Source organism: Luteibacter yeojuensis (genome assembly GCF_011742875.1).
Classification (GTDB): Bacteria; Pseudomonadota; Gammaproteobacteria; order Xanthomonadales; family Rhodanobacteraceae; genus Luteibacter; species Luteibacter yeojuensis.
Window position 1 is genome coordinate 252,719 of the sequence record NZ_JAAQTL010000001.1, and the last position, 24,590, is coordinate 277,308.

General features: G+C 66.5%; 20 protein-coding genes. 14 read left to right on the forward strand and 6 right to left on the reverse strand.

The window, feature by feature from the left end; translation table 11 throughout:
* Nucleotides 1–67 precede the first annotated feature (67 nt).
* Together HBF32_RS01145 and HBF32_RS01150 are read left to right on the forward strand one after the other, a co-directional pair.
* Nucleotides 68–721: a pyridoxamine 5'-phosphate oxidase family protein gene (locus HBF32_RS01145; protein WP_205287676.1), complete on the forward strand. Its 654-nt coding sequence runs from the start codon at nucleotides 68–70 to the stop codon at nucleotides 719–721.
* Nucleotides 718–1,263: a hypothetical protein gene (locus tag HBF32_RS01150; protein ID WP_166697804.1), complete on the forward strand. Its 546-nt coding sequence runs from the start codon at nucleotides 718–720 to the stop codon at nucleotides 1,261–1,263. The genes HBF32_RS01145 and HBF32_RS01150 overlap by 4 nt, the downstream gene beginning before the upstream one ends.
* A gap of 61 nt (nucleotides 1,264–1,324) precedes the next feature.
* Here HBF32_RS01150 and HBF32_RS01155 read toward each other — a convergent pair whose 3' ends face one another.
* The gene (locus HBF32_RS01155) at nucleotides 1,325–1,762 is read right to left on the reverse strand and encodes a DUF6491 family protein (RefSeq protein ID WP_166697805.1); all 438 of its coding nucleotides are present in this window, start codon (nucleotides 1,760–1,762) and stop codon (nucleotides 1,325–1,327) included.
* Nucleotides 1,763–1,943: 181 nt separating this feature from the next.
* On the opposite strand from HBF32_RS01155, the gene egtB reads away from it, so the two are divergent.
* The gene (gene egtB, locus HBF32_RS01160; RefSeq protein ID WP_166697806.1) at nucleotides 1,944–3,212 is read left to right on the forward strand and encodes an ergothioneine biosynthesis protein EgtB; all 1,269 of its coding nucleotides are present in this window, start codon (nucleotides 1,944–1,946) and stop codon (nucleotides 3,210–3,212) included.
* A complete protein-coding gene (egtD, locus tag HBF32_RS01165) occupies nucleotides 3,209–4,189 on the forward strand; it encodes an L-histidine N(alpha)-methyltransferase (RefSeq protein ID WP_166697807.1) in 981 nt (326 codons plus the stop codon). Before egtB ends, egtD begins: the two co-directional genes overlap by 4 nt.
* 132 nt (nucleotides 4,190–4,321) lie before the next feature.
* On the opposite strand, the gene mfd is transcribed toward egtD, so the two are convergent.
* The 5 genes from mfd to HBF32_RS01190 all read right to left on the reverse strand — a co-directional run bounded on the left by mfd (nucleotide 4,322) and on the right by HBF32_RS01190 (nucleotide 10,960).
* Complete coding sequence (gene mfd, locus HBF32_RS01170) at nucleotides 4,322–7,771, reverse strand: transcription-repair coupling factor (RefSeq protein WP_166700393.1); 3,450 nt, start codon at nucleotides 7,769–7,771, stop codon at nucleotides 4,322–4,324.
* A 149-nt stretch (nucleotides 7,772–7,920) separates the two neighbouring features.
* Nucleotides 7,921–8,829, reverse strand: a complete 909-nt coding sequence (locus tag HBF32_RS01175) for a cation diffusion facilitator family transporter (protein WP_166697808.1) — start codon at nucleotides 8,827–8,829, stop codon at nucleotides 7,921–7,923.
* 148 nt (nucleotides 8,830–8,977) lie between these two features.
* Nucleotides 8,978–9,484 carry a Slp family lipoprotein gene (locus HBF32_RS01180; RefSeq protein ID WP_166697809.1) on the reverse strand — a complete coding sequence of 169 codons (507 nt, stop codon included), beginning with the start codon at nucleotides 9,482–9,484 and terminating at the stop codon, nucleotides 8,978–8,980.
* A 28-nt stretch (nucleotides 9,485–9,512) separates the two neighbouring features.
* Nucleotides 9,513–10,415, reverse strand: coding sequence for a 23S rRNA (adenine(2030)-N(6))-methyltransferase RlmJ (locus tag HBF32_RS01185; protein ID WP_166697810.1), 903 nt, complete (start codon nucleotides 10,413–10,415; stop codon nucleotides 9,513–9,515).
* Nucleotides 10,416–10,429: 14 nt separating this feature from the next.
* On the reverse strand, nucleotides 10,430–10,960 hold the full coding sequence (locus HBF32_RS01190; protein ID WP_166697811.1) for a DUF6630 family protein: 531 nt from the start codon (nucleotides 10,958–10,960) through the stop codon (nucleotides 10,430–10,432).
* 193 nt (nucleotides 10,961–11,153) lie between these two features.
* Here HBF32_RS01190 and HBF32_RS01195 point away from each other — a divergent pair, with 193 nt between their 5' ends.
* The 10 genes from HBF32_RS01195 to HBF32_RS01240 all read left to right on the forward strand — a co-directional run bounded on the left by HBF32_RS01195 (nucleotide 11,154) and on the right by HBF32_RS01240 (nucleotide 24,585).
* Nucleotides 11,154–11,573 carry a hypothetical protein gene (locus HBF32_RS01195; RefSeq protein WP_166697812.1) on the forward strand — a complete coding sequence of 140 codons (420 nt, stop codon included), beginning with the start codon at nucleotides 11,154–11,156 and terminating at the stop codon, nucleotides 11,571–11,573.
* A 126-nt stretch (nucleotides 11,574–11,699) separates the two neighbouring features.
* Complete coding sequence (tviB, locus tag HBF32_RS01200; RefSeq protein WP_166697813.1) at nucleotides 11,700–12,977, forward strand: Vi polysaccharide biosynthesis UDP-N-acetylglucosamine C-6 dehydrogenase TviB; 1,278 nt, start codon at nucleotides 11,700–11,702, stop codon at nucleotides 12,975–12,977.
* Nucleotides 12,978–12,987: 10 nt separating this feature from the next.
* On the forward strand, nucleotides 12,988–13,998 hold the full coding sequence (locus HBF32_RS01205; RefSeq protein ID WP_166697814.1) for an NAD-dependent epimerase: 1,011 nt from the start codon (nucleotides 12,988–12,990) through the stop codon (nucleotides 13,996–13,998).
* Between the two features lie 42 nt (nucleotides 13,999–14,040).
* Nucleotides 14,041–14,220, forward strand: coding sequence for an SRPBCC family protein (locus tag HBF32_RS01210; RefSeq protein WP_166697815.1), 180 nt, complete (start codon nucleotides 14,041–14,043; stop codon nucleotides 14,218–14,220).
* 402 nt (nucleotides 14,221–14,622) lie between these two features.
* A complete protein-coding gene (locus tag HBF32_RS01215) occupies nucleotides 14,623–16,776 on the forward strand; it encodes a CHAT domain-containing protein (protein ID WP_166697816.1) in 2,154 nt (717 codons plus the stop codon).
* The gene (locus HBF32_RS01220; RefSeq protein ID WP_166697817.1) at nucleotides 16,773–20,465 is read left to right on the forward strand and encodes a WD40 repeat domain-containing protein; all 3,693 of its coding nucleotides are present in this window, start codon (nucleotides 16,773–16,775) and stop codon (nucleotides 20,463–20,465) included. The genes HBF32_RS01215 and HBF32_RS01220 overlap by 4 nt, the downstream gene beginning before the upstream one ends.
* Nucleotides 20,462–21,862 carry a C25 family cysteine peptidase gene (locus HBF32_RS01225; RefSeq protein ID WP_166697818.1) on the forward strand — a complete coding sequence of 467 codons (1,401 nt, stop codon included), beginning with the start codon at nucleotides 20,462–20,464 and terminating at the stop codon, nucleotides 21,860–21,862. The genes HBF32_RS01220 and HBF32_RS01225 overlap by 4 nt, the downstream gene beginning before the upstream one ends.
* Nucleotides 21,863–21,885: 23 nt before the next feature.
* Entirely contained in the window at nucleotides 21,886–23,190 is a 1,305-nt protein-coding gene (locus HBF32_RS01230) for an alpha/beta hydrolase (protein WP_166697819.1), read from the forward strand.
* A 190-nt stretch (nucleotides 23,191–23,380) separates the two neighbouring features.
* Nucleotides 23,381–24,226: an SAM-dependent methyltransferase gene (locus HBF32_RS01235; RefSeq protein WP_193570311.1), complete on the forward strand. Its 846-nt coding sequence runs from the start codon at nucleotides 23,381–23,383 to the stop codon at nucleotides 24,224–24,226.
* Nucleotides 24,227–24,297: 71 nt separating this feature from the next.
* On the forward strand, nucleotides 24,298–24,585 hold the full coding sequence (locus HBF32_RS01240) for a hypothetical protein (protein ID WP_166697820.1): 288 nt from the start codon (nucleotides 24,298–24,300) through the stop codon (nucleotides 24,583–24,585).
* Nucleotides 24,586–24,590: the final 5 nt, after the last annotated feature.

Genomic DNA, 24,590 nt, shown 5'->3' on the forward strand with positions numbered 1-24,590 from the left:
AAGGCCACTATAGCGCGCCAGCATGGAGCCGACCAAAGCCGGTCGTCGGCCGAAGGGGAGCAGCGTCTTGGAACCGAAGGCACGAACCGAATTGCGGCAGCTGGCTGCCCGGGGCACGCACGAGTGGGAGGCGATCGCGGCCATCCTCGATGCGGGCCTCCTGGCGAGCGTGGGATTCTCGGTCGACGGCCAGCCCTTCGTCCTTCCCATGCTTTACGGGCGCGCCGGGAGGACGCTCTACCTGCACGGCGCGGCGAGCGCCCGCATCATGACGGTGCTGGGAGGCGCGATTCCTGTGTGCGTGTCGGTCACGCTGGTGGATGGCATGGTGCTGGCGCGGTCCGCGTTCAATCATTCGATGAACTACCGGTCCGTCGTCGCCTTCGGCACCGCGCGCACGATCGAGGATCCGCGGGCCAAGCTCAGCGCGCTCCGCGCCCTGTCGGAGCACATGTTGGCGGGGCGGTGGGACGACGTGCGCGGCCCGAACCGTTCCGAGCTGGCGCAGACGGCGGTGCTGGCAATGGACATCGAGGAAGCTTCCGCCAAGGTCCGGAATGGGCCGCCGATCGACGACGAGGCCGATCTTCCGCGTCCGACATGGGCGGGCGTGCTGCCGCTTTCCACGGTGGCGGCTGCGCCGGTCGCCGATCCGCAGCTGAGGCCGGGGATAGCGCTTCCTTCGTACCTCGAGAACGCTGGGGAGGCGGGGCGGTCATGAACACCCTTCTCGCAACCGTGGCCATGGCGGCCATCGGTGTTGTCGCGGTCGCGCCCGTGGCTGCGCGGGACGGCCAGCAGGATTTCGATTGGGAACGGGGGCGATGGACGACGAAGGTCCGTGTCTTACGCAACCCGCTGTCGGGCGAAGCGCCTCGCTGGGCAACGTATGAGGGCAGCAGCGTCGTCGTGCCATTGCTCGACGGCAAGGCGAATTTCGCCGAACTGTCGGTGGCCGGCAGCGCCGGGAAGATCGAGGGCGGCGCCTTGCGCCTGTACAACCCCGTCTCCCGTCAATGGAGCCTCAACTTCGCCAATCTGCGGAACGGCATGTTGACGGCGCCCGTGTTCGGTGGATTCGACGGACATGGCAAAGGCACGTTCGTCGGCTCCGACCTGCTCGACGGCAAGGCCATCCTCGTGCGCTTCGTCATCACGCAGGCATCCGCATCGTCCGCCCGGTTCGAGCAGGCTTATTCGGCCGACGGCGGCGCGACCTGGGAAACGAACTGGATCGCGACGGACACCGCCGAAACCCCGTGACAGCGAGCGCCATGTGCAGGAGCCGCTATCGCGGCTCCTGCCAAGGAAGCGCCCCCCCGATTCAACGCACCATGCCGTTGGGCTCGGCGCCCGAGCCCTTGCGCTTGGCGTTCTTCTCGAGCTTCTTGTAAGTCGCCTTGTCGATCTTCTCGACCGACGTGATCTGGCACGGCGGATCGTCGCGACGCACGATCTGCTCGTTGATGCTTCCGCAGATGCGCATGGGCGCTACCGCCTTGATGTTCTCGGCGCCACGGAAGCGAATGCCGCCGCCGAGATCCATGCGCGGACAGTCGACGTCGGTGGTGATCTTGAAGAAGTTCGGTCCATTCGCCACGACCACCGTGCGGTCGTCGACCATGGCCCAGTTGCTGATGCGATCGGTACGCATGCAATCGTTTACGGGCAGTTCGTGACGCGCCTGGGGACGGGCATCCTGTGCCTGAACGGTGGCGCAGGTGACGATTAACGAAGCTGCGAGCAGGTAACGGACGTTCATGGCACATCCTCCGTGGGTGGTATCCAACGTTAAGCCTGTTCGTGTCGAAAAACGAGGCGACCGTTGCCCCAGGTCCATCGCTCGTTAAGGTAGTGGCAGGTCCCGCTCACATTTGGTGAACGTTTGCTGAGGCATCGTCCCCCGGTGGCGCCGTCCCCACCGGCATTACCGGAAACTTCGCATGACCGTCCGCCCGCTCGGCATCCCATCCATCCCGCCTGCCGGCGTAGACATCGCACGACGCTTCCTCAGCATACGTCACCGTACCCGGGAACTGGCCGCCCCGCTGCGTCCCGAGGACACCGTGATCCAGTCCATGCCGGACGCCAGTCCCACCAAGTGGCACCTGGCCCATACGACATGGTTCTTCGAGCATTTCGTGCTCGGACGCGACGCCGCTCACGTGCCGGCGAATCCCGAGTGGCATTACCTGTTCAATTCCTACTACCAGTCGGTGGGCCCCATGCATGCGCGGCCGCGCCGCGGTCTCATCACGCGTCCCGCGCTCGACGAAGTGCTCGATTACCGCGCCCGTGTGGACGATGCGGTCGCCGAACGTATCGCGCGGGGCAGCGATGACGCGCTGCCCGCGCTCGTCGAGCTGGGACTCCAGCACGAGCAGCAACACCAGGAACTGCTGCTCACCGACATCAAGCACGCGTTCGCGCAGAACCCGCTGGAGCCCGCTTATCTCGCCGACGCTCCGCGCCCGCTCCCGGTCGCCGCGCAGCCGCTGCGTTACGTGCCCTTCGACGAAGGCGTGGTCGAGATCGGTCATGCAGGCGACGGCTTCGCCTTCGACAACGAAGGGCCGCGTCATCGCGCGTACAGGCAGGCCGGATCGCTCGCGAACCGGCCCGTGACGAATGCGGAGTACATGGCCTTCATCAACGACGGAGGTTACCGCGACCCCATGCTATGGCTTTCCGACGGATGGGCGACGGTGCAGGCGGAAGGCTGGGAGCGTCCGCTGTACTGGGACGAGGCGCTTGAAACCGAATTCACGCTGCACGGCCGCCGCACGATCGATCCGCATGCACCGGTATGCCATATCAGCTATTACGAGGCCGACGCCTTCGCGCGCTGGGCGGGCGCGCGCCTTCCGACGGAAGTCGAGTGGGAAACCCTGGCGGCGGACGTCCCGGTGCGTGGGAACCTTCAGGACGAAGGCGTGTTCCAACCCATGGCCATATCGTTCGAGGCCCCGCTCGGGCAGATGTATGGCGATGTTTGGGAATGGACGATGAGCCCCTATATCAGCTATCCGGGTTTTCGACCGCTGGTCGGCGCGCTCGGCGAGTACAACGGAAAATTCATGAACGGGCAGTGGATCCTTCGCGGTGGATCCTGCGCCACGCCCGCCGACCATATTCGTGCAACGTACCGCAACTTCTTTCCTCCCCATGCCCGTTGGCAGTTTTCGGGGATACGACTGGGAACCGATCGATGAGCGCTCAACCGAAAGACATCCGCGTGGATGACCGTCACCCGGATGTCGAGGACACCCTGGAAATCGTGCGACGCGGGCTTGCCGCGAAAACCAAGAAACTTCCCTCCCGGCTCTTCTACGACGAACGTGGTTCCGCCTTGTTCGAAGCCATCTGCGAACAGCCGGAGTATTACCTCACGCGCACCGAGATCGCGATCATGCGCGACCACGCCGCGGACATCGCGGCCACGCTCGGCCCCGATGTGCGCCTTGTGGAATACGGCAGCGGCAGCGGCATCAAGACCCGCATGCTCCTCGAACACCTCGAAACCCCGGCGGCGTACGTGCCAGTGGAGATTTCGCGCAGCGCGCTGATGGAAAGCGTGGCCGAACTCGCATCGCGCTTTCCCGATGTGCCGATGCAGCCGGTGTGCGCCGACTTCACCCTGCCGCTCAGGCTGCCGGTGGCGATACGTCCCCCGCGGCGCACGGTCATCTACTTCCCGGGTTCCACCATCGGCAACTTCGAGACGAAGGAAGCCATCCGCATCCTGCGCCAGATGCGCGCCGAAATGAGTGACGGCGGCGGCGTCCTCGTCGGCGTCGACCTGAAGAAGGATCCCGCCCGGATCGAAGCCGCCTACAACGACGCCGCGGGCGTCACGCGCGACTTCACCCTGAACATGCTGGTGCGGCTGAACCGCGAGGTGGGTGCGGATTTCGACGTGTCCGCCTTTCGTCACCGGGCGCGCTACAACGCGCTGGCCGGCCGCATCGAGACCGACCTGGTCAGCACGAAGCGGCAGGACGTGCATGTGGGTGGCGACACCTTCGCATTCCGCGAAGACGAGGCCATGCACGTGGAATACAGCTGCAAGTACTCGCTGGAAGATTTCGCCCAGATGGCCGCCAAGGCCGGCTTGTCGGTCGCCCAGGTGTGGATGGACGACGAGCGCCGCTTCAGCGTGCAATACCTCGTGCGCGCCACGCCGGCTTGAAACTGTCTCTTGTGGGAGCCGCTTCAGCGGCGATGGGTGCTCGCGGCAAGCTGGCCCGCTGCGGCGGGATCGCCGGCGTAGCCGGCTCCCACAGAGTGCGGTGAAACCGGGAACTCCGCTTCGGCCTGATCTTCAGGCCGGCCTCGGGGCCCCCAGCGAAACCAGCAGGTCCTGGGCCGTGCGGATGCGCTCCGACGAGCCGGGCAGCTCCATGATGACGCGCAGCTTGTCCTGACCGTCCATCTTGAACACGCGCGGCTGTTGCTGGATCAGCCGGATCAGCGCCATCGGGTCGATGTCCGGCTTCTCGCGGAACGTGACGCGGCCCCCGTTGGGGCCGAAATCGAGCTTGCGGATGCCTAGCGGTGTGGCCATCAGCTTCAGCTGGGCCACGGCGAAGAGGCACTTGGTCTGGTCCGGAAGCAGGCCGAAGCGGTCGATCATCTCCACCTGCAGCTCGCGCAGCCCGTCGTCGTTGCGCGCGCTGGCGATGCGCTTGTACAGCGTCAGGCGCGTATGCACGTCGGGCAGGTAATCTTCGGGAATCAGCGCCGGCAGGTGCAGCTCCACCTCGGTCTCGTGTTCGGAGGTGAGATCGAAGTCCGGCACCTTGCCCGACTTCAGCGCGCGCACGGCACGGTCCAGCAGTTCGGTGTACAGCCCGAAGCCGATTTCCTGGATCTGGCCCGACTGCTCCTCGCCCAGCATCTCGCCGGCACCTCGGATCTCGAGGTCGTGCGTGGCCAGCGTGAATCCCGCGCCGAGTTCTTCCAGGGAGGCCAGCGCTTCGAGGCGCTTCTCCGCGTCCGCGGTCATGGCCTTGCGATCGGGCACGATCAGGTAGGCGTAGGCGCGATGGTGCGAACGCCCCACGCGGCCACGCAACTGGTGGAGCTGGGCGAGGCCGAAGCGGTCGGCGCGGTTGACGACGATGGTATTCGCCGTCGGGATGTCGATGCCGGATTCGATGATGGTCGTCGACACGAGCACGTTGAAACGCTGGCGGTGGAAATCGGCCATCACTTCCTCGAGCTCGCGTTCCGGCATCTGGCCGTGGGCGATGCGGATGCGGGCCTCGGGCACCAGTTCGGCGAGTTCGCGCGCGGTGCGCTCGATCGACTGCACCTCGTTGTGCAGGAAGTAAACCTGTCCGCCGCGGGCCAGTTCGCGCTGGATCGCTTCGCGGACGAGGGCAGGCTGGTAGGTGGAGATCAGCGTACGCACCGCCGTGCGGTGTGCGGGTGGGGTCGCGATGATGGAGAGATCGCGCAGGCCGCTCATCGCCATGTTGAGCGTGCGCGGAATCGGCGTGGCGGTCAGCGTGAGCAGGTCCACTTCCGCGCGAAGCTTCTTCAGCTGCTCCTTCTGCCGAACGCCGAAGCGTTGTTCCTCGTCGACGATGACGAGGCCGAGGTTCTTGAAGCGGATGTCCGCCTGCAGCAGCTTGTGCGTGCCGACCATCACGTCGATCTGGCCGTCCGCCAGGCGTTCCAGGGCGGCGTCCACTTCCTTCTTCGACTTGAAGCGCGAAAGCACGTCGACGCGCACGGGCCAGTCGGCGAACCGGTCGGCGAAGTTGCGGTAGTGCTGCTGGGCGAGCAGGGTGGTGGGCACGAGCACGGCCACCTGCTTGCCGGCGGTGGCGGCGGCGAACGCCGCGCGCAGCGCCACCTCGGTCTTGCCGAAGCCCACGTCGCCACAGACCACGCGGTCCATCGCGCGCGGCGCGGCGAGGTCCACGATCACCGCGTCGATCGCCGCTTGCTGGTCGGCCGTTTCCTCGAAGGGGAACGTGGCGGCGAATTCCTCGATCATCTGCCGGTCGACGGGGAGCGACTCGCCCTGGCGGGCCTCGCGCTGCGCATAGATAGCCAGCAGCTCGGCGGCCACGTCGCGGACCTTCTCGGCCGCCTTCTTCCGCGCGCGCTCCCATGCATCGCCGCCCAGGGAATGCAGGGGAGCCAGTTCGGGCGCCGTTCCCGTATAGCGGCTGACAAGGCCCAACTGGGCCACGGGTACGTAGAGCTTGTCGCCCTTGGCGTATTCGATGGTCAGGAACTCGCCGGGCATGTCGCCGACATCGAGCGAAACGAGACCCTGGTAACGGCCCACGCCATGGTCGATGTGCACGATCGGCGAACCGATCGACAGTTCGGTGAGATCCTTGATGATGCTTTCGGGATCGCGCGCCGCACCCGCGCGGCGCTTGCGGTCGGTGCGGACGCGCTCGCCGAACAGCTCGCGTTCGGTGAGCACCGTGAGCGCCGGTTGCGTGAGCGCGAAGCCTTGTTCCAGCGAGGCGACGGTGATGGCCAGCGATTCCCCGCGGCCGAGGAAGTCCTTCCATCCCTCGATGTTGACGGGCTTGAGTCCGGCGGCCGCCAGCTGCTCGATCAGCGCTTCGCGGCGACCTGCCGAATCGGCGGCGATCAGCACGCGCCCGGGATAGCTCTTGAGGAAGTGCCGCAGTGCCGTCCCCGGCTCCTCGCCCTTGCGGTTGAGCGGCACCTCGGGGGCGGGCTGGGTGCCGAGGTCCACCGCGTGCTCGTGGCCTTTCGCGACCACGTCGACGCGCACCTGGCGGTTCAGCCGTTCGCGCAGCTGGTCGGGGGGGAGGTAGATCTCGGCCGGCGGCAGCACGGGCCGCTCGATGTCGTGCGCGCGCTGCTCGTAGCGTTCGGCCGTCTGTGTCCAGAACTGCTCTGAGGATTCCAGTGCGCCCTCGCCAAGCACGAACAGCGCGTCGCCGGCGATGTAGTCGAACAGCGTTTCGGTGGTCTTGAAGAAGAGGGGCAGGTAGTACTCGATGCCGCCCGGGGTCACGCCTTCCTTCATGTCCTGGTAGAGCGGGCAGCGCCGGATGTCGATCGGGAATCGTTCGCGCAGGTTGGCGCGGAAATCCTTGGCGGCGTCTTCCGTCAGCGGGAATTCGCGGGCGGGCAGCAGGTCCACGCTTTCCACCTGGTGCTGCGAACGCTGGGTCTCCGTATCGAAGGTGCGGATCGATTCCACTTCGTCGTCGAACAGCTCCACGCGGTAAGGCTCGCCGGCGCCCATGGCGTAGATGTCGATCAGCGCGCCGCGTACCGCGAAATCGCCCGGCTCGCTCACCTGCGGCACGTTGCGGTAACCGGCGGCTTCCAGGCGCCGCTGTTCCGAGGCAAGGTCGAGTTTCTGCCCCTTGCGCAGGACGAGGCCCGAGCCGGCGATATGCGTGCGCGGGGATATCCGCTGCATCAGCGTGGCCACAGGCACCACCAACACGCCACGTCGCGTGGCGGGCAGGCGGTAAAGGGTGGCGATGCGCTGCGAGACGACCTCGGGGTGCGGGCTGAAGACGTCGTAGGGCAGGGTTTCCCAGTCGGGGAAATGCAGCACGGGCAATTCGCCGGCGAACACGGCCAGTTCGCTTTCGAGGTTGTCCGCGCTGCGCGTGTCGCGCACGACGACCACCAGCAGTCCGGCGTGGGCCCGGGCCGCCTCGGCGATCTCCAGCGCCCAGGACGACCCATGCGGAACGGTCCAGTAACGGCGGGTCTTCGCGTTGACGGGGAGGGGCGGGCTGGGAAGCGCTACGGGCATGGAATCGAGGCTGGACCTGGCGGACAAGCGGCCAATTGTACTACCCCGGTGATCCTCTCTCCGTAGGAGCCGCTACAGCGGCGAGAAGCCTACGAAGCGATGACGCGGCGACGCAGGTTCCCCTCGCCGCTATAGCGGCTCCTACAGCCCTAGTCGGCGTGGTCGGGTTCGAAGAAGCTCCAGCGTACGTCCTTGAATTCGGCACGGAAATCCGCCTCGACCGCGTTGATGGCATCGATCATGGCCCGAGCCCCCGGCACGGGAGCCATCTTCGCCTTGATGGCCACCATCACGTCGGTGCCCATCTGGAGGGTGAGGACGTTGTAGACGAGTTCGATCTCGGGACGTGCCTCCAGGAAGGCGACCATCGCGGCTCGCTGCTTCGGCTCGACGCCCTGGCCAATCAGCAGGGCCTTCACTTCCCGCGCGACGGCGACGGCGACCACGATCAGCAGCACGCCGATGGCGATGGTGCCGATGGCGTCGAAGATCAGGTTGCCGGTGAACATGGTCAGCAGCACGGCCAGCAGGGCGAGGGACAGGCCGATGAGCGCGGCGAGGTCCTCGCCGAAGATCACGAGCAGCTCGCTCGCACGTGTCTCGCGGAACCACTGCCAGAGCGGACGGCCTTCGCGCGCCTTGTTCACCTCCTGCATGCAGCCATGCAGGGAAACGCCTTCGGTGACGATCGAGAACGCCAGCACTCCCACCGCCAGCCACGGCCAGCGCAGCGGTTCCGGATCGGCCAGTTTGTGCACGCCTTCGTAGACCGAGAACATGCCGCCCACGCTGAACAGCAGGATCGCGACGAGGAACGACCAGAAATACAGCGCTCGGCCCCAGCCGAGCGGATAGTCGGGGGAAGGGGGACGCTTCGCCTGGCGCATGCCCAGCAGCAGGAGGCCCTGGTTGCCGCAGTCGGCCAGCGAGTGCACGGCCTCGGCCAGCATCGCGCCGGAACCGGTGAAGGTCGCCGCGACGAGCTTGGCGATGAAGATGGCGAAGTTGGCGCCGAGCGCGAGGAAGATCGCGCGCTTCGAATCGGCATGTCCCGACATGTGGTCCCCGTCCCTAAAGGCAATCGCAAGATCTTAGCAAAGCGCAGGCAGCCAACGTCGGATCGCGTGCGCCACGACCGCATGGCCCGGATGCTCTACACGGCGACCGCGGAGGCGGACGAGCAGGTTTCGGCGTGGACCAGGACCGTTAGCGGATGACGCCGACACCCACGCCGAAGCTCACGTTCGGATGGCCGCCGGACATTTCCTTGGCCGTCCATACGTGGGACTGGTTCACCGAGACCAGCGGGAAGGTGTACTGCGCCTCGCCGACGTTGCCGGTGCGCGTGCCGTTGAGGCGTCCCGCAATGGTCACCAGCCCGCCCGAGGGGAAGTCCAGGCTTTCGACGTAGCCGGGCATGGCGGCGATGAAGCGGCCGTTACCGGTGTCGTTGGACTGCGGACGCTGCGAGCCGTCCAGCGGATAGGCGAGGATCTCGATTTCGCTGTGGTCGGCGAAGTTGCGCACGTTCACGATGCGGCCGCCCCAGATCACGTCGGCCGTGCCGTAACGTTCCGGCTCGCGCGCGACCTGCGCGGGCGGCACGGCGATGTTGTTCGCCGTTGGCTTGTAGATCGGCGCGGGCGCGCAGCCGGCGAGGGCAATGGCGAGGAAGGCGGCAGGGACGGCTAGACGGGCGATGGACGGGCGCATGGGTCGGCTCCTGGCGTATGCGGCGACTTTAACGCCGCCGCACTGAACGAAACGGCTGCGTCGCGTTGGTTGGCGTTTCATCCGGCGTGTCCTCGACGAGCCAGGTCAGCCGGTATTCGGATTCGCCGGGCGTCCCCAGCAACCTGGGCAGCAGGCGAAGCGAGTCGCGCAGTGCTTCATCCAGTTTCCACGGCGCGTTCACGATGGCCACGCCCGTGCCGTTGAGGCGCAACGGCGAGTCGTCCGGGCGCAGGAGGAGCTCGGCCACGAGGACACGCTTCGCGCCGCATTTCGTCAACCAGCGATGAAACGGTTGCACGTGGCTGCGCAGCTTGATCGGGTACCAGATCGCATAGACGCCGCCCGGCCATTTCTCCAGCGCGGCCTTCAGCGATTTCTCGATCAGGCGGAATTCGGCTTCCTGCGCCTCGAACGGTGGATCGATCAGTACCAGGCCGCGCTTTTCCTTCGGCGGCACGAGGGCCTTCATCGCCTCGTAGCCGTCGCGCTGGTGCACGTGCACCCGGGGATCGCGATGGAACAGCTGGCGCAGCGCGCCGGCTTCCTCCGCCCGCAATTCGCACAGCTGCGCGGTATCGCTTTCGCGCATCAGGTGCGCGGCGATCCACGGCGAGCCGGGATAGTGGCGCATCGCCTCGTCGCCTTCGTTGCAGGCGCGGACGGTTTCGAGCCATTTCCAGAGCAGGGGCGGCAGGCCGGTGGCGGTCTTCAGGACGCCGAAGCCCTCGTCGGATTCGGCGGTCTTCCGGGCTTCCGGCCCGCGCAGGTCGTACCGGCCGCGGCCGGCGTGCGTGTCGATGTAGCAGAAGGGCGAGGCCTTCTGCTCCAGGGCGTCGATCAGGGCCACGAGCACCATGTGCTTGAGGACATCGGCGAAGTTGCCGGCATGGTAGGCGTGGCGATAATTCATCCAGGCATTATGCCTCAGGTTACCTGGTTCCCCAGCCGCAGATTGATACCCAGCTCCGTGGCGACGATCCGCATGGACTCGTCGTCGCGCGACCGCGTGATCCACCCGGCATAGACGTCGTCGTCGGCTTCGCGCGCCCACAGGGTATACCCGTGCTGGTTCAGCTGGTCGAAGGCGCGGGAGAAGAGCTCCGGCCCGTCGACGTCCTCGTGGAATTCGTCGTCGTCGGGGTCGCCGTCCCAGTCGATGCTGAGGTTCCACCGCGCCACGAGTTCGTTGATCGCCTCGACAAAGGTCCGGGTATCGTCCGCGTCCACCTCGAAGCCCGAGCGCCAGTCGGTCACCTGGCCGACGATGCGCACCGGGTCGTCGTCGCCTTCCTCCTCGACCGCCTCCCGGTAGGCCGCGAACTGCTGCATCGCGCTGTCCTCGTCGCCCGGGTTGATGAGGGTCAGCAGGTGCCAGACCTGGGACTCGACCGAATCGTCGCCGTCCTCGTCGTCGTGCTCGTTCTCGTGGTCGTAATCGTCGTCGTAGGAAGCCATGGGGAGGGCCTTCGGGGCGGGGACGACAGTATCGCCGATCGCTTTGAGCGGGTGTCATCCAGCTGATTTGCAAGGGTGTTTTTCCCGATATGCCGAATTTTCTTATTGACCTGGGACGGCAAACGCGGTGTGCTCCATTTAGCCGTCCGCTTCGGCTCGGCCCGTCTGGGCCGGTATCAAAGGGGGAAAACCTATGAACGCGGTCACTTTCGTTCGGGCGACGGGGGTCGCCCTCAGCCTGTTACTCGCCGCCGGCACTGCCGCGGCCCGGTCCGACGATCCGCCGCCGGACACCATCTGCACGGTCCTCGGCACCGCGGCCCGCTACCTGGACACGACGGTCACCGTACGCGGCGTCGCCGCCACGGAAGGCAAGGTCACCACGCTCACCGACACGCAGTGCAAGGGCACGGTGAGCCTGAGCATGGACGACGACCTGGGACGCAAGCGCGACGTGGCCTCTTTCCGTCGTACCGTGACGGAGAAGGGCGTCCGCGCCGATGCCACGGTGTTCGGCCGCTTCAAGGCGACCGGCGACGCGCACGCGCCGTATGCGATCGATGTCTACAGCGTCCGCGACGTGAACGAGCTTCCGGCGGCCGAAGGCGGCTAGCAGCTGGCTTTTTGCGGGAGCTTGCCCGATGGCGGGCCTCTGGCGCCCTGCACCGGCGATCCGTTAGGCTTCACGGCTACCTCCGGGCTGGCCCGGACCATGCCGCACACTGTCGACGGAAGCCCGATGCAGCAGTTGGACAAGGTAAGGATCGGCATCGTCGGTCTCGGTTACGTAGGCCTTCCCTTGGCCGTCGAATTCGGCAGGACATTCCCGACTGTCGGATTCGATATCGATGCGTCGCGCATCGGGGAGCTGCGGGCTGGCACCGACCGCACGCTGGAAGTCGATGCCGACGAGCTGGCCGGGGCCCGCCGGCTCGTCTACAGCGACAGGGTCGAGGACCTTGGCGCCTGCACCGTCTTCATCGTGACCGTGCCCACGCCGATCGACAGCGCGAAGCGTCCGGACCTCACACCCTTGCTGCGCGCAAGCGAAACGCTTGGCAAGGTGCTCAAGCGCGGCGACGTCGTGGTGTACGAATCCACCGTCTATCCCGGTTGCACCGAGGAAGTGTGCGTGCCCATCCTGGAGCGCACGTCGGGCCTGGTCTTCAACGAAGACTTCTTCGCCGGATACAGCCCCGAACGGATCAACCCGGGCGACAAGCAGCACCGCGTCAACACTATCCGCAAGGTCACCTCCGGCTCGACGCCGGAAACGGCCGATTTCGTCGATGCCCTCTACGCCCGCATCATCGACGCGGGAACGTACAAGGCAAGCGCCATCAAGGTGGCGGAGGCCGCCAAGGTCATCGAGAACACCCAGCGCGACCTCAACATCGCCCTCGTCAACGACCTCGCTATCCTGTTCAACAAGCTCGGCATCGACACGCTCGAAGTACTCGAGGCCGCCGGCACCAAGTGGAACTTCCTGCCGTTCCGGCCCGGCCTCGTCGGCGGGCACTGCATCGGGGTGGATCCGTATTACCTCACCCATAAGGCGCAGGAAGTCGGGCACCACCCGGACGTCATCCTGGCGGGTCGCCGCACCAACGACGGCATGGGACCGTATATCGCGGGCGAGCTGATCCGGCTGATGGTCTGCAAGGGACTCAACCCGGTCGGCGCGCGCGTGCTGATGCTCGGTCTCGCCTTCAAGGAAAACTGTCCCGATCTGCGCAACACCCGCGTCGTCGACATCATCGCCGCACTGAAAACCTATAACGCGACGATCGACGTCTACGATCCCTGGGTCGATGCCGCGGAGGCGGAGCACGCCTACGGGTTGCACCCGGTCGAGCAGCCGGAACCCGGTGCCTACGACGCCATCGTCGTCGCCGTGGCGCATCGCCAGTTCCACGAGCTGGGGGCCGCGGGCATCCGTGCCTTCGGCAAGCCGGATGCCGTGGTTTACGACGTGAAATACGTCTTGCCGCGCGAAGCGGTGGACGGACGGCTCTGAGGGAACGGACATGAAGGTACTGGTCACGGGCACGGCCGGATTCATCGGATCGCATGTGGCGATACGGTTGCTGGAGCGCGGCGACGAGGTCGTCGGCGTGGACAACCTCAACGACTATTACGACGTGGGTCTGAAGCAGGCGCGCCTCGATCGCTTCCGGCACGATCCGCGCTACACCCATGTGCATGCCGACCTCGCCGACCGCGAAGCCATGGCGTCGTTGTTCGCCACCCATGCCCCGCGGCGCGTCGTGCATCTCGCTGCCCAGGCCGGGGTGCGCTACGCCGCGGAGAACCCGCATGTGTACGTGTCCAGCAACGTCACCGGTTTCCTCCATGTGCTCGAGGGTTGCCGCAACCATGCGGTGGAACACCTCGTCTTCGCTTCCACCAGCTCGGTATACGGCGCGAATCGTGCCATGCCGTTCTCGGAACACGATTCGGCCGAACATCCGTTGACCCTCTATGCGGCGACGAAGAAGGCCAACGAGCAGATGGCGCACAGCTACGCGCACCTCTACGGCATTCCGAGCACGGGCCTGCGTTTCTTCACCGTCTACGGGCCCTGGGGCAGGCCGGACATGGCGTTGTTCCTGTTCACCCGCGCCATCCTGCGCGGCGAGCCGATCAAGGTGTTCAACCACGGACGTCACCGGCGCAGCTTCACCTATATCGACGACATCGTCGAAGGCGTGATCCGCTGCCTCGATCGTCCGCCTGCGGCGGATGCCGCATGGGACGCCGGCGAGCCCGATCCGTCCTCGAGCGGCGTGGCACCGTTCCGCCTGTACAACATCGGCAACGAACAGCCGGTGGAGCTTCTGGACTACATCCGGCGCCTCGAACAGTGCCTCGGTCGCGAGGCGATCATGGAACTCCTGCCCTTGCAGGCCGGCGACGTGCCGGACACGGAAGCCGATGTCGGCGAACTGCGCCGCGCCGTGGGGTACGTTCCACGGATATCGGTGGAAGAGGGCGTGGTGCGATTCGTCCGCTGGTATCGCGAGTACTACCAGGCCTAAATTCAACCAAAGGGTTGACTATTAAAGACGAAGGGCGGGAACGTGCTGCTCACCCTGACCCACCACCGCATCCTCGACCGCAGCACACGGCTCAACGTCAGCGCCGGCTGGCATGCGCACCTGGATGTTCTGGTCGCGCGCATGGAAGGTACGAAGCCTGGGCCGTTCTGGGACGAATGGCTGCAACGGAAGGCCGAATACGAGAAGCGGCTGCCTGTCTGAGCCTGTCGCGGCCAGGTCCGCTTCTACAGATCTCGGTCGATCTGGTAGCGAGTACGGCGGCCAGGGCACGGGTCAGGCGGCCGTTACCGTCGCGTTCATCGACCGCCATGAGGGATGTGAGCCGATGATTCGTTCTATTCGGCTCAAGAGCCAATCATCGGCACGGGAGATGCCCTTGCCCGCATTTTCGGCACATTTCCCGCGAATCATTGCGCCGACAGGGACTCGATAGCGTGAAGCAGCTTCTCCCAAGGTCGCGCCGAGGCGGGCGAGCCGGGATCCAGGGCGCGAAACCGGCCGAACCAATGGGTTAGATCGTTAGGCGTATTGCCGGTGCGGTGCCGGGATTGGACCCTCGGGCGTCGATCGGCCGCCGGCCGCTCGCTCGGGGAGGCATCGCGCATGTCCGTTCGCGAGATCGAGATCCGTATCGAACGCGCAGACGATACGCTGTGGCGTCTCGGCATGCGCCTCACCGACCCCGACAGCGATCTCGAGAACGTCCTGGTGGACCGGGCGGAGATCGCGATCGATGTGGACGGGCTGGCGCGCGAAACGGATCGCGACGCTTATGGCCGACGGTTGTCGGACATGCTTTTCGGCGGCGCGGATGCCGATCCGGTGCGCGCGGCATTCCGCGGCGCGCGCAGCGCGGCCGGTCGCGACGAGGCGTTGCGCGTGCGGCTTTCCATCGCCGCCGATGCGTCGGCGCTGCATGCCCTTCGCTGGGAGACACTGCGCGATCCCGGCGATGGTTCGCGTCTGCTGGTACAGGACAATTTCTGGTTTTCCCGCTTCCTCGCCGCGCAGGATGTCCGTTACCGGCCGGCGACGAGGCATCGCGGTTTCGACGCTCTGGTAGTCGTGGCGAATCCGACGGATATCGAGAGCAAGTGGCGCCTTCCGGCGATCCCGCGCGACGGCGTCGTCGCGCGGGCCCGCGCCGCGGTGGCGAGCGCCGCGCGAGACTCGTCGATCGAGATGCGTTGCCATGTCCTCGAGGGGCAGGCGTCGCTGGCGAACCTTCGCGATGCGCTGACCCGGCTGGACATCGACATCCTCTACCTGGTGTGCCACGGCGCGTTCGCGCAGGGCATGCCGCGCCTCCTGCTGGAAGGAAGCGACGGCACCGGGCAGTCCGTGTCCGGTGCGACGTTCGTGGAATGCGTGCGCGATATCGAGCGTCGCCCACGGCTGGTGCTGCTCGCGTCATGCGAAGGTGCCGGCGCGATGGACGACGAGGAGCACGAGGGTGCGTTGGCCGCCGTGGGGCCCAGTCTCGCCGCCGCGGGCATTCCCGCGGTCGTCGCCATGCAGGGGGCGATCAGCATGACGTCGTCCGATCGCTTCATGCCTCGGCTTCTCGCGGAGCTTTCGCGTTCGGGCCGTATCGATCGGGCGATGTCGGTGGCACGGTCGTCGATCCGCGAGGCAAACGACTGGTGGATGCCCGTGTTGTTCATGCGCCTGAAAAGCGGACGCCTCTGGCAGGGCATGCGCAGCGACGCGGAAGACCTGGACGTCGTGGAGGCGGTGGCCGCGGACATGGAGGTCGGGCAGTGCGTGCCGGTCCTCGGCCCTGGATTGATCGAACCGTTGTTCGGCTCGTCGCGGGACATTGCCCAGCGCTGGGCCGAGCGCTACGCGTTTCCGCTCGCACCCGGCGATCGGGACGACCTGGCCCAGGTGGCCCAGTACCTCACCTATCGGCAGAACAGGAACGTCGCGCTGAGCGAGTTGCGCAGGGAGCTCGTGGCGCGCATCCGCGAGACCTATGCGGACGACCTGCGCCGCATCGAGGCCGCGACCGGCGAAAGCCTGCTCGGCGCCCCGGTGCTGCCGGGTCTCCTCGACAGCCTGGTGCGTCACGTGGGAAAGCTGGAGCGCGAACGGAATCCGCACGACCCGCACCGATTGCTCGCCTCGATGCCTTTTTCGGTGTTCATCAATGCCAACCGCGACAACCTTCTTCGCGATGCGCTCGAAGAGAAGGGCAAGAAACCACGCGTCGCCATCTGCACCTGGGTCAAGGAACGCGCCAGGGGCAACCAGGACACCCTTCGCTACGTCAGGTTCGGCGAGCCGTTGCCGCCCGACTTCGAACCCAGCGAGCAGACGCCGCTGATCTTCCACGTCTTCGGCAACCTCGCCGATCAGAACAGCATCGTGCTCACCGAGGACGATTACTTCGACTTCCTCATCGCCGTGACGGCCACCCGGGCGGTGTCGGGTCTTCGCGTTCCTTCGGTGGTCACGAACGCCTTGTCCGGCTCGGGTCTGATGCTGCTCGGGTTCCAACCCGACGACTGGGGGCTCCGCGTGCTCCTGCGTGGCGTGCTGATCCGTTCGGGCGCCCCAGCCAGCCAGGGCAGCGTACGTGTCGCCGTGCAGATGGCCTTCGACGAGGGCGTCAGCCTGGATCCCGAGCGTGCCGCGCAGTACGTAGCCACGTACTTCGACAAGAATTTCGATACCCGCGTCTTCTGGGGGTCGGCGAGCGATTTCGTCGACCGGCTCGCGGGGGTGTGGGCGAATCGCATGGCGGCCGTCGCATGAACGCGCAGGCCGGGCTGGCGATCGAGGCGGAGGTCGCCGTCGGCAATCCCTTCGTAGGGCCGATGCCCATACGCGAAGGCCAGCCCATCTATGGGCGATCCCGCGAAATACGCGAACTCGCGGAACTGCTGGTCAGCGAGCGCGTGGTGGTGCTGATGTCGCAGTCGGGCGCGGGGAAGACCTCGTTGATCCATGCCGGTCTCCTGCCGCTGTTGCGGTCGCGTCCACGGAACCGGTTTCGTCCGCTTCCCACCGTTCGCCTTGCGCATGCCGCCGCAACGGGCGAAGGAAACATCTACGTCCACACGGTGCTCCGGCAGCTCGAGGCGGAACGGCCGCCGGAGGAGCAGTGGCCCGTCCAGCGCCTTGCCAAGCACAGCCTCACCTCGTATGTCTCGGAGCGCTATGCAGGGGAGAAGGACCTGCTCCTGCTGGTGCTCGACCAGTTCGAGGAACTCTTCACGCTGCACCGGTCGGACGTCGAAGCCAAGCACGCCTTCATCCGCCAGCTGAGCGACCTTCTGGCGGGCGTGGACGACGAGGACGAACCTGCGGGAGACGAGCAGGGTGGCCCTTCGGTGCCGGTCGTCTGGACATTGATCTCGATGCGCGAGGACTTCCTTGCCGAACTCGAGCCGTTGCGCGCGCACATGCCTACCGGTCTCGCGTTTCGCTACCGTCTCCTGCCGCTGGATCGCGACGCCGCCGCCCAGGCCATCTGCGGGCCGGCCGCCGGACGCATCACCCAGACCGCGGCATATCGGCTGGCGGACGACCTGCGCGCGATGGGCGCCGGTGGCACCGCCGACGGGGCCGACACGGTACGGCGGCTCGGCCGCTACGTGGAACCGATGCTCCTGCAGGTCAGTTGCCTGCGCCTGTGGGAAAAAGTCGTCATCGGCGAATCCCGTGCCGTGGAAGTCGGGGACATCGGCGGCGACGGTGAGCAGAGCGGAAAGAGCGGCCAGGTGGATGCGGCACTCGGCACCTTCTATGCGGCAACCGTCGAGACCGCTGCGCGGATGAGCGGGGCCAGCGAGCGCACGCTGCGCGATTTCGTCGAAAGTACGCTGATCACGCCATCCGGGCTGCGTGCGCGGCCGCGGCGCGACCCCTACCTGCCGCCGGCGACGAACGCGGCGATCGACGTCCTGGAAGCACGGCACCTGCTGCGGATCGAAACGGACGAAGGCGGCCAGATCGTCGAACTCGTGCACGATCGATTGATCGCCCCCATCCGTGCCGATAACGCCGCATGGCGGGGCGAGCATCTTTCGGTCATGCAGAAAGCGGCCGCGCTCTGGAACGATGCCGGTCGCCCCCGCGAGATGCTGCTTTACGGCGACAACCTCGATCGGGGCATCGCTCAGGCGCAGGCCAGTCCCGACGGATTGAGCACGACCGAGCATGCCTTCGTCAGGGCGTCGATCGAGGAAAGGAACCGGTTGCGCCGCGACAGGGTCATGAGGCGCGCCCTGATCGGCGTTTGCGTCGCCCTTACCGCGCTATGCCTCGTGATCGCCTGGTTCTACCGGGAAGTGCAGATGGTCCGGCTCAATCACATCGCTTCCGAGCTGCGCGCTTACGGTCGCGTGGATGCCAACGACGCGCTGCTGGACATCGGAAGGAAGGGTGCGTCCGACCTGGTCGACGGCACGATGATCGAGGTGCTTGGCGGGCAGGCGCCTGCCTTGTCCACGCTGGCAAGACACGGCGGCATCGTGCGGGCCGTGGCGTTCGCTCCTGATGGCGGACAGGTGCTTTCCGGCGGGTGGGACGGGATGCTGCGGGTCGCCTCCTTCCCATATCGCGCGGGCGAACCGGGCCTCATCGCCAACAAGGCCGGCATCAATGCCATTGCGGTTCAGCCAAAGGGAAACATCGTGGTGCTCGGCGACAATGCCGGCACGGTTTCATTCTGGCGCAAGGACGGAAACACCATCTCTCTGCTCCGTCGCAATCCGTTGGCGAGCCGGGCGGTCACCGCCGTGGCGTTCAACGACGATGGTTCGATCCTCGCAACGGCGACGGGCGACAAGCGCCTCGTCATGCAGCCGGTGTCGCCCGACGGTACGCCCGGGCAGCAGGTAAGCGTCGATACGAAGGGAATGCACGATTCGGCGATCTACCGCATCGCGTTCGTTCCCGGGACGCGCGACACACTGATTTCAGGGGACTGGAACGGGCATCTCGTCGTGTGGTCGCGGGATGCGGAAACGGGAAAGGCGGTGCCGGTGCGAAGGCTTGAGATCGCGCCCGGGCAGAGAGTCGCCACGCGCTCGATGGCCATCAGTCCGGATGGTCGATGGCTGGCGGTGGGCGACGACAAGGGAACGCTACGGTTGTGGGATCTGCTCGACGCCTCGCAGGTGGAGGGCAGGCGGCCGGACAAGACGACGGACCATGTGGGCTGGATCAACGCCCTGGCGTTCTCTCCGGATGGACGAGTGCTCGTGTCGGTCGGCCTCGACGAAGTGCTCAAGCGGTACGACTTCGATGCCGCCGCCGCCACCGTCGATGCTGCCGTGGTCTCGCGGACGGATGTCGAAGGATGGGGCGAAAAGCTCTATAGCGTGGCCTTCGGTCCACGGGATGCCCGGGAGCTTGCCGTTGGCGGGAGTCGTTACGTACGCTCGGTCGCCATCGACGGCCTGAACGCCCTCGCCACGCGGATCGACATGTCCGCCATGGCTCCGCCACGCGATGTCGCGTCGTCGAAAGACTGGATCGTCGCCTTGCGTGCCGATGGCAACGCGGTGGACGTGTGGCGCCGGGACGGTGGCCTCGGTCCCGTGGCCGAGCCGGAGTGGCCGCTGGCGTCCCCGGCGCGCCGCATCGCGCTGAGCCCCGACGGGAAGCACCTCGCCATCCTTCGCGCATCGCACGACCAGGTCGACCTTGTTGCATGGCCTGCCGGCGCCGATACTGCATCCGCGCCCCCGGCACCGCCGGCACGTTGTGGAACGATGGGAAAAGGGGCAGGCACGGCGCTCGCCTTCGATCCGGCGAGCACTCATCTCGTCGCCCTCGACGGCGGGACGGTCACCGTCCGTTCCGTGAGCGACGGCAAGCCCAAGGTCTCTACCTTGTGTGGCGTCAGGGCCCTGGCCGTGGGCAACGAATGGCTGGCTTATGGCGGCACCTCGGCCGATCCGGACGCCGTCGGGCTTGCATCGCTCGCGGACCCCGAGCGGCGGTCGGAATGGACCCTCGCCAGCGATGCGCAGGTGAATGCACTGGCCTTCAGCCCGGGAGGCAAATGGCTGATCGCCGGTGCGGACGACGGCACCGTATGGGGCTGGCCACGCAAGGACCGGGGATACGCCGGCGCTGCCTATCCCGTGTCCTCGCTCCACCATAACGGCATCACCCAGCTGGCTTATCTGCCGGCCCCCGGCGGTCGATCGCTCCCCCTCATCCTGACCGCCGATCGCGACGGCGTGCTCGGCATATGCCGGGGAAATTTCGCCGGTGGAAGATCGGAGGCATCGAGGCCGCAGTGCGGCAGCGTCATGAAGCTACCGGCGGGCGTAGGTCGCCTCGACAGCGCAGGCGATCAGGTGGCCGTGAGCGCCGACCACGTCTACGCCATGGACCTGAGTCATGGGGCGATGGTCGGTCGTGTCGATCGACTGTCGTGGTGCAAAGGCAGCAACCACGGCCATTGCAGCGAGGACGACAGTCCATGACGAGTCTCTCGGTCAACGGCATCGATGGCAGCAACGGCGACTATCTCCTGCCGGACGCCACCGTGGACAGCGTCGCACGCCTTGCTCGCGGCGAACCGTCCGCGATGCCCACAGACGATCGCACCATGGCGTCGTTGCGTATGACGACGCCGCACCTCGGCCTGTCCCTGGACTTGCAGAACCTGGCCGAAGCCGGCTGGGGCGTGGTCTTCCATCGCGAGGCGGATCCGGCGGTACGCGATGCGCTGTCACCGCTGCTCGCCCTGCGGCGGTCGCAGGCCGGCGACCGATACAAGGAATACGCGGGGGACGCCGGGTTCTGGGGCGACGAAAAGGTGTCGACATGGCTGGGTCACCCTCCGCGTCAGAAAGGCCTGGGTCCGGTCGATCCCAGGAAGGTGCCTTACTACCTCCTGATCGTCGGCGGACCCGCCGCGATTCCCTTCGACTTCCAGTACGTGCTCAACCTGACCTACGCGGTCGGCAGGCTCGCCTTCGACACGCCGGCCGAGTACGCGCGCTATGCCGCGGCAGTCCTCGCGCACGAAACGGTACGTGCGCCGTCGCGTCGGCGCATGGCCTTCTTCGGAACGAGCCACCCGTTCGACACGGCCACCGAACTCAGTTCCGGCAACCTCGTCGAGCCCCTGCTCGCCGAGCTGAAAACCGATGGCGGGAAGGACTGGAACTTCGACGCCATGCTCCGCGAGGATGCGACGAAGGCCAACCTTGCGTCCTTGCTGAAAGCGGGGACCGCTCCGTCGCTGCTGTTCACCGCCACGCACGGCATGGGCTATCCCAACGGGCATGCGAACCAGCGTGCCTGGCAAGGTGCGCTGCTGTGCCAGGACTGGCCGGGCATGCTCCGATCGCGCGGCCAGGTCGATCCCGCGATGTTCTATTCCGGCGACGACGTTGGCGAGACGACCTCCGTCGAGGGCGGCGTTGTCTTCAGTTTCGCCTGCTACGGCGGTGGCACGCCGCGCATGGACGACTATCCGGCGCCGGAGGGCGTCGTGAAGCAGATCGCACCGGTGCCTTTCGTCGCCCGGCTTCCCCAGCGACTGCTCGCCGCGGCAGGCGGCCCGGCGCTTGCCATGGTGGCGCATGTCGAGAGGGCATGGAGCTGCTCGTTCACGACGACGGATGCCGGCGCGGACGTGACCGCGTTTCGCACGACGTTCGACGAGCTGATGACCGGCGCGACCCTGGGCAGCGCGATGGAAGCGTTCCGGCAACGCTTTGCCCAGGAGTCGGGCATGTTGGCGTCGCGGCTGGACGATATCCGGCTCGACGCCCACGTGCCGGACGACGACCTCGCGTCCAACTGGACGGCACAACGCGACGCCAGGAGCTTCGTCGTGTTCGGCGACCCTGCCGTCCGCCTGTATGTCTGACTTCAACCGTGGAGTACGCGGCGATGCCCATCGAGCAGGTACCGGGACACGAGGACAGCGGCTATGACCTTGTCTGCTTCGACAAACGCGGCGACGAGCGCAAGGAAAACGGACGGTTCTTCAGCGAGGAGGTCCTTCGCGCCGTCCAGCATGATGGCATCACCGACGTCTTCGTCCTGTCCCATGGCTGGAAGGGCGACGTTCCCGCGGCGCGCGACCAGTATGGCCGCTGGATCGGCGCCATGCTCGCCAATGCGGACGACATCGCGGCGATGGCGGCGAACCGGCCCGGTTTCAAACCCCTGTTCGTTGGCGTCCACTGGCCGAGCCTGCCCTGGGGTGCCGAGGACATTGCCGGGCCTGTCTCGTTCGCCTTGGGCGACGACGGCGGGCGGAGCATCATCGACGATGCGGCGGACGCTCTCGTGGATACACCGAAGGCACGCGAGGCGCTCGCGACGATCTTCGAATACGCGGCCAAACCCGGCGATCCTCCCGATATCCCGGATACGGTCCGGCAGGCCTATCTTCAGTTGAACCGCGAACTCGAACTGGGCTCCGGCGACCTGGGCGACAAGCCCGACGACGACCGTGCGCCTTTCGACCCGGACAGGGCCTATTGCCAGGCGAAGAACGATATCGTCAGTTTCGGTGCCGGCGGCGGAGTCGGAAAGGCCATTCTCAGTCCGCTGGTGCAGCTGTCGTTCTGGACCATGAAAAAGCGCGCGCGCGAGGTCGGGGAAAGCGGTGTCGCGACCTTCGTCCGCGCGATCATGAAAGCCTCGCCGCCGCAGACGAGGCTGCACCTCATGGGACACAGTTTCGGCTGCATCGTCGTGGCCGCCGCCGCCGTCGGCCGCGGCACCGACCTGCCCAGGCCGGTCAGTTCCATGGTGCTGGTGCAGGGCGCGCTGTCCTTGTGGTCTTTCGCACCGAAGATCGCCCTCGACGGAGGCCGGCCCGGATATTTCAGCGCGTTATCCGGGAAAGTGGCGGGTCCCATCGTGACGACCCAATCGAGCCACGACTCGGCGGTCGGCCGCCTTTATCCCCTCGCCGCGGGCATCGCGGACCAGGTTGCCCTTGATCTCCCCGACTTTCCCCGGTACGGCGCGGTCGGGACCTTTGGGGCCCAGGGCCTGAGCCCCGATGCCACAGGCATGGCCATGCCGACGCTCGGACAGGCCCACGACTACCGGCCGAGGTGCGTCTACAACCTCGATGCTTCCACCTACATATGCGAAGGCGACGGGCTGGGAGGCGCGCACAACGACATCGCGAAACCCGAGGTGGCCCACGCCGTCTGGCGCGCCGCCGCCGCGGGATGACGGTCCGGCACTTGCGAGGGCGGATACCGTAAGGTGTTGCTACCGAAGCGGCCTTCCGCCCAGAATGTGAAATGCGTCACATGAATTTGAAGAGGATCCGGGGGCATTGGCCGGCCATCGTTCGGGATCCGCAGGATCCCCGTCAGGGTGCGCCCTGTCCGGTCACGATCGTCCTGGCTGCTACACGCCCATGAGCACATCTATTTCGACATCCACCGACTCCCGCCGTGGCAGCATCGCCTGCGTGGGCATGGGCATCACCCTTGGCTCGCACCTGACACCCCTGGCGCGCAATTGCATCGAGACCGCCGACGTCGTCTTCGCGGCGCTTTCCGACCACGTGGTCGAACTCTGGCTGCGCCGCATGAATCCGGGCGTGCGCAGCCTCCAGCCGTACTACCGGCCAGGCAAGTCGCGGATGAAGACCTATCGCGAATGGGTCGAGTTGATGATCGCGGAAGTGCGGGCAGGCAAGCGGGTCTGCGCCGTCTTTTACGGACATCCCGGCATCTTCGCCTGGTCGCCGCACAAGGTGCTGCAGCTGGCCCGTGCCGAAGGCTACCAGGCATACATGGAGCCCGGCGTATCCGCCGAAGACTGCCTGTATGCCGACCTGGGCATCGATCCCGGTCAGGTCGGCTGCCAGCATCTCGAAGCGAGCCAGCTGCTCTTCTTCGAGCGCTACCTGGACACGACCAGCCACGTGATCCTGTGGCAGCTCGGCGTCGTCGGCGACCGCTCGCTAGGCCGCTTCCGCACGCCCGACGCCTACCGGGAACTGCTGACCGAGCGTCTGTGCGAGGACTACCCGGCCGACCATGAGGTCATCGTCTATCGTGCACCTACGCTGCCGGTCGAAAGGCCGCACATCCAGCGCATGGCGCTGCGCGATTTTCCGGCGGCGGGGTTCATCGGCCAGGAAACGCTCGTGCTGCCGCCGGCACGCGCATTGAAGCCGAACATTGTCATGCGCGCACGCCTCGATGCACTCGACGCGGTCTACGGTACGGGCAGGGAACCGACCGTCTCGGCGTAGGAACTAAAGAAGTCGGCTGGCCTGCCGTTAGGGCGTCAGCTGGTAACGTCATTACGAACCAGGGGAACAACATGCGCGATACCGTTGAATTGCTGGAAGCCATCGGCCGTGACGCAAGCCTGCGGCATGCCTCGCCGGAAGCGCTGGCGCGGGCTCTCGAAGCCGCCGACGCATCGGCCGGTTTGCTCGAACTCGCCGCGAACGGCGACGGGACGGCCCTGACGCAGGAGCTGGGCCTGACCAAGATGCAGACCGAGCACATGAGCCAGACGGGCGCGCACGAGGATGAAGAGCCCGAAGAGGGAGGCGAGGAGCCGAGCGAGCGTACCGACGAACCGGACGACGCACCCTCCGCCTGAGGGTA

Excerpts from the sequence above, each read along its gene's own strand:
- HBF32_RS01150 (WP_166697804.1), top strand. The coding sequence starts at position 718 with ATGAACACCCTTCTCGCAACCGTGGCCATGGCGGCCATCGGTGTTGTC.
- HBF32_RS01155 (WP_166697805.1), bottom strand. The coding sequence starts at position 1,762 with ATGAACGTCCGTTACCTGCTCGCAGCTTCGTTAATCGTCACCTGCGCC.
- egtB (WP_166697806.1), top strand. The coding sequence starts at position 1,944 with ATGACCGTCCGCCCGCTCGGCATCCCATCCATCCCGCCTGCCGGCGTA.
- egtD (WP_166697807.1), top strand. The coding sequence starts at position 3,209 with ATGAGCGCTCAACCGAAAGACATCCGCGTGGATGACCGTCACCCGGAT.
- mfd (WP_166700393.1), bottom strand. The coding sequence starts at position 7,771 with ATGCCCGTAGCGCTTCCCAGCCCGCCCCTCCCCGTCAACGCGAAGACC.
- HBF32_RS01175 (WP_166697808.1), bottom strand. The coding sequence starts at position 8,829 with ATGTCGGGACATGCCGATTCGAAGCGCGCGATCTTCCTCGCGCTCGGC.
- HBF32_RS01180 (WP_166697809.1), bottom strand. The coding sequence starts at position 9,484 with ATGCGCCCGTCCATCGCCCGTCTAGCCGTCCCTGCCGCCTTCCTCGCC.
- HBF32_RS01185 (WP_166697810.1), bottom strand. The coding sequence starts at position 10,415 with ATGAATTATCGCCACGCCTACCATGCCGGCAACTTCGCCGATGTCCTC.
- HBF32_RS01190 (WP_166697811.1), bottom strand. The coding sequence starts at position 10,960 with ATGGCTTCCTACGACGACGATTACGACCACGAGAACGAGCACGACGAC.
- HBF32_RS01195 (WP_166697812.1), top strand. The coding sequence starts at position 11,154 with ATGAACGCGGTCACTTTCGTTCGGGCGACGGGGGTCGCCCTCAGCCTG.
- tviB (WP_166697813.1), top strand. The coding sequence starts at position 11,700 with ATGCAGCAGTTGGACAAGGTAAGGATCGGCATCGTCGGTCTCGGTTAC.
- HBF32_RS01205 (WP_166697814.1), top strand. The coding sequence starts at position 12,988 with ATGAAGGTACTGGTCACGGGCACGGCCGGATTCATCGGATCGCATGTG.
- HBF32_RS01215 (WP_166697816.1), top strand. The coding sequence starts at position 14,623 with ATGTCCGTTCGCGAGATCGAGATCCGTATCGAACGCGCAGACGATACG.
- HBF32_RS01220 (WP_166697817.1), top strand. The coding sequence starts at position 16,773 with ATGAACGCGCAGGCCGGGCTGGCGATCGAGGCGGAGGTCGCCGTCGGC.
- HBF32_RS01225 (WP_166697818.1), top strand. The coding sequence starts at position 20,462 with ATGACGAGTCTCTCGGTCAACGGCATCGATGGCAGCAACGGCGACTAT.
- HBF32_RS01230 (WP_166697819.1), top strand. The coding sequence starts at position 21,886 with ATGCCCATCGAGCAGGTACCGGGACACGAGGACAGCGGCTATGACCTT.
- HBF32_RS01235 (WP_193570311.1), top strand. The coding sequence starts at position 23,381 with ATGAGCACATCTATTTCGACATCCACCGACTCCCGCCGTGGCAGCATC.
- HBF32_RS01240 (WP_166697820.1), top strand. The coding sequence starts at position 24,298 with ATGCGCGATACCGTTGAATTGCTGGAAGCCATCGGCCGTGACGCAAGC.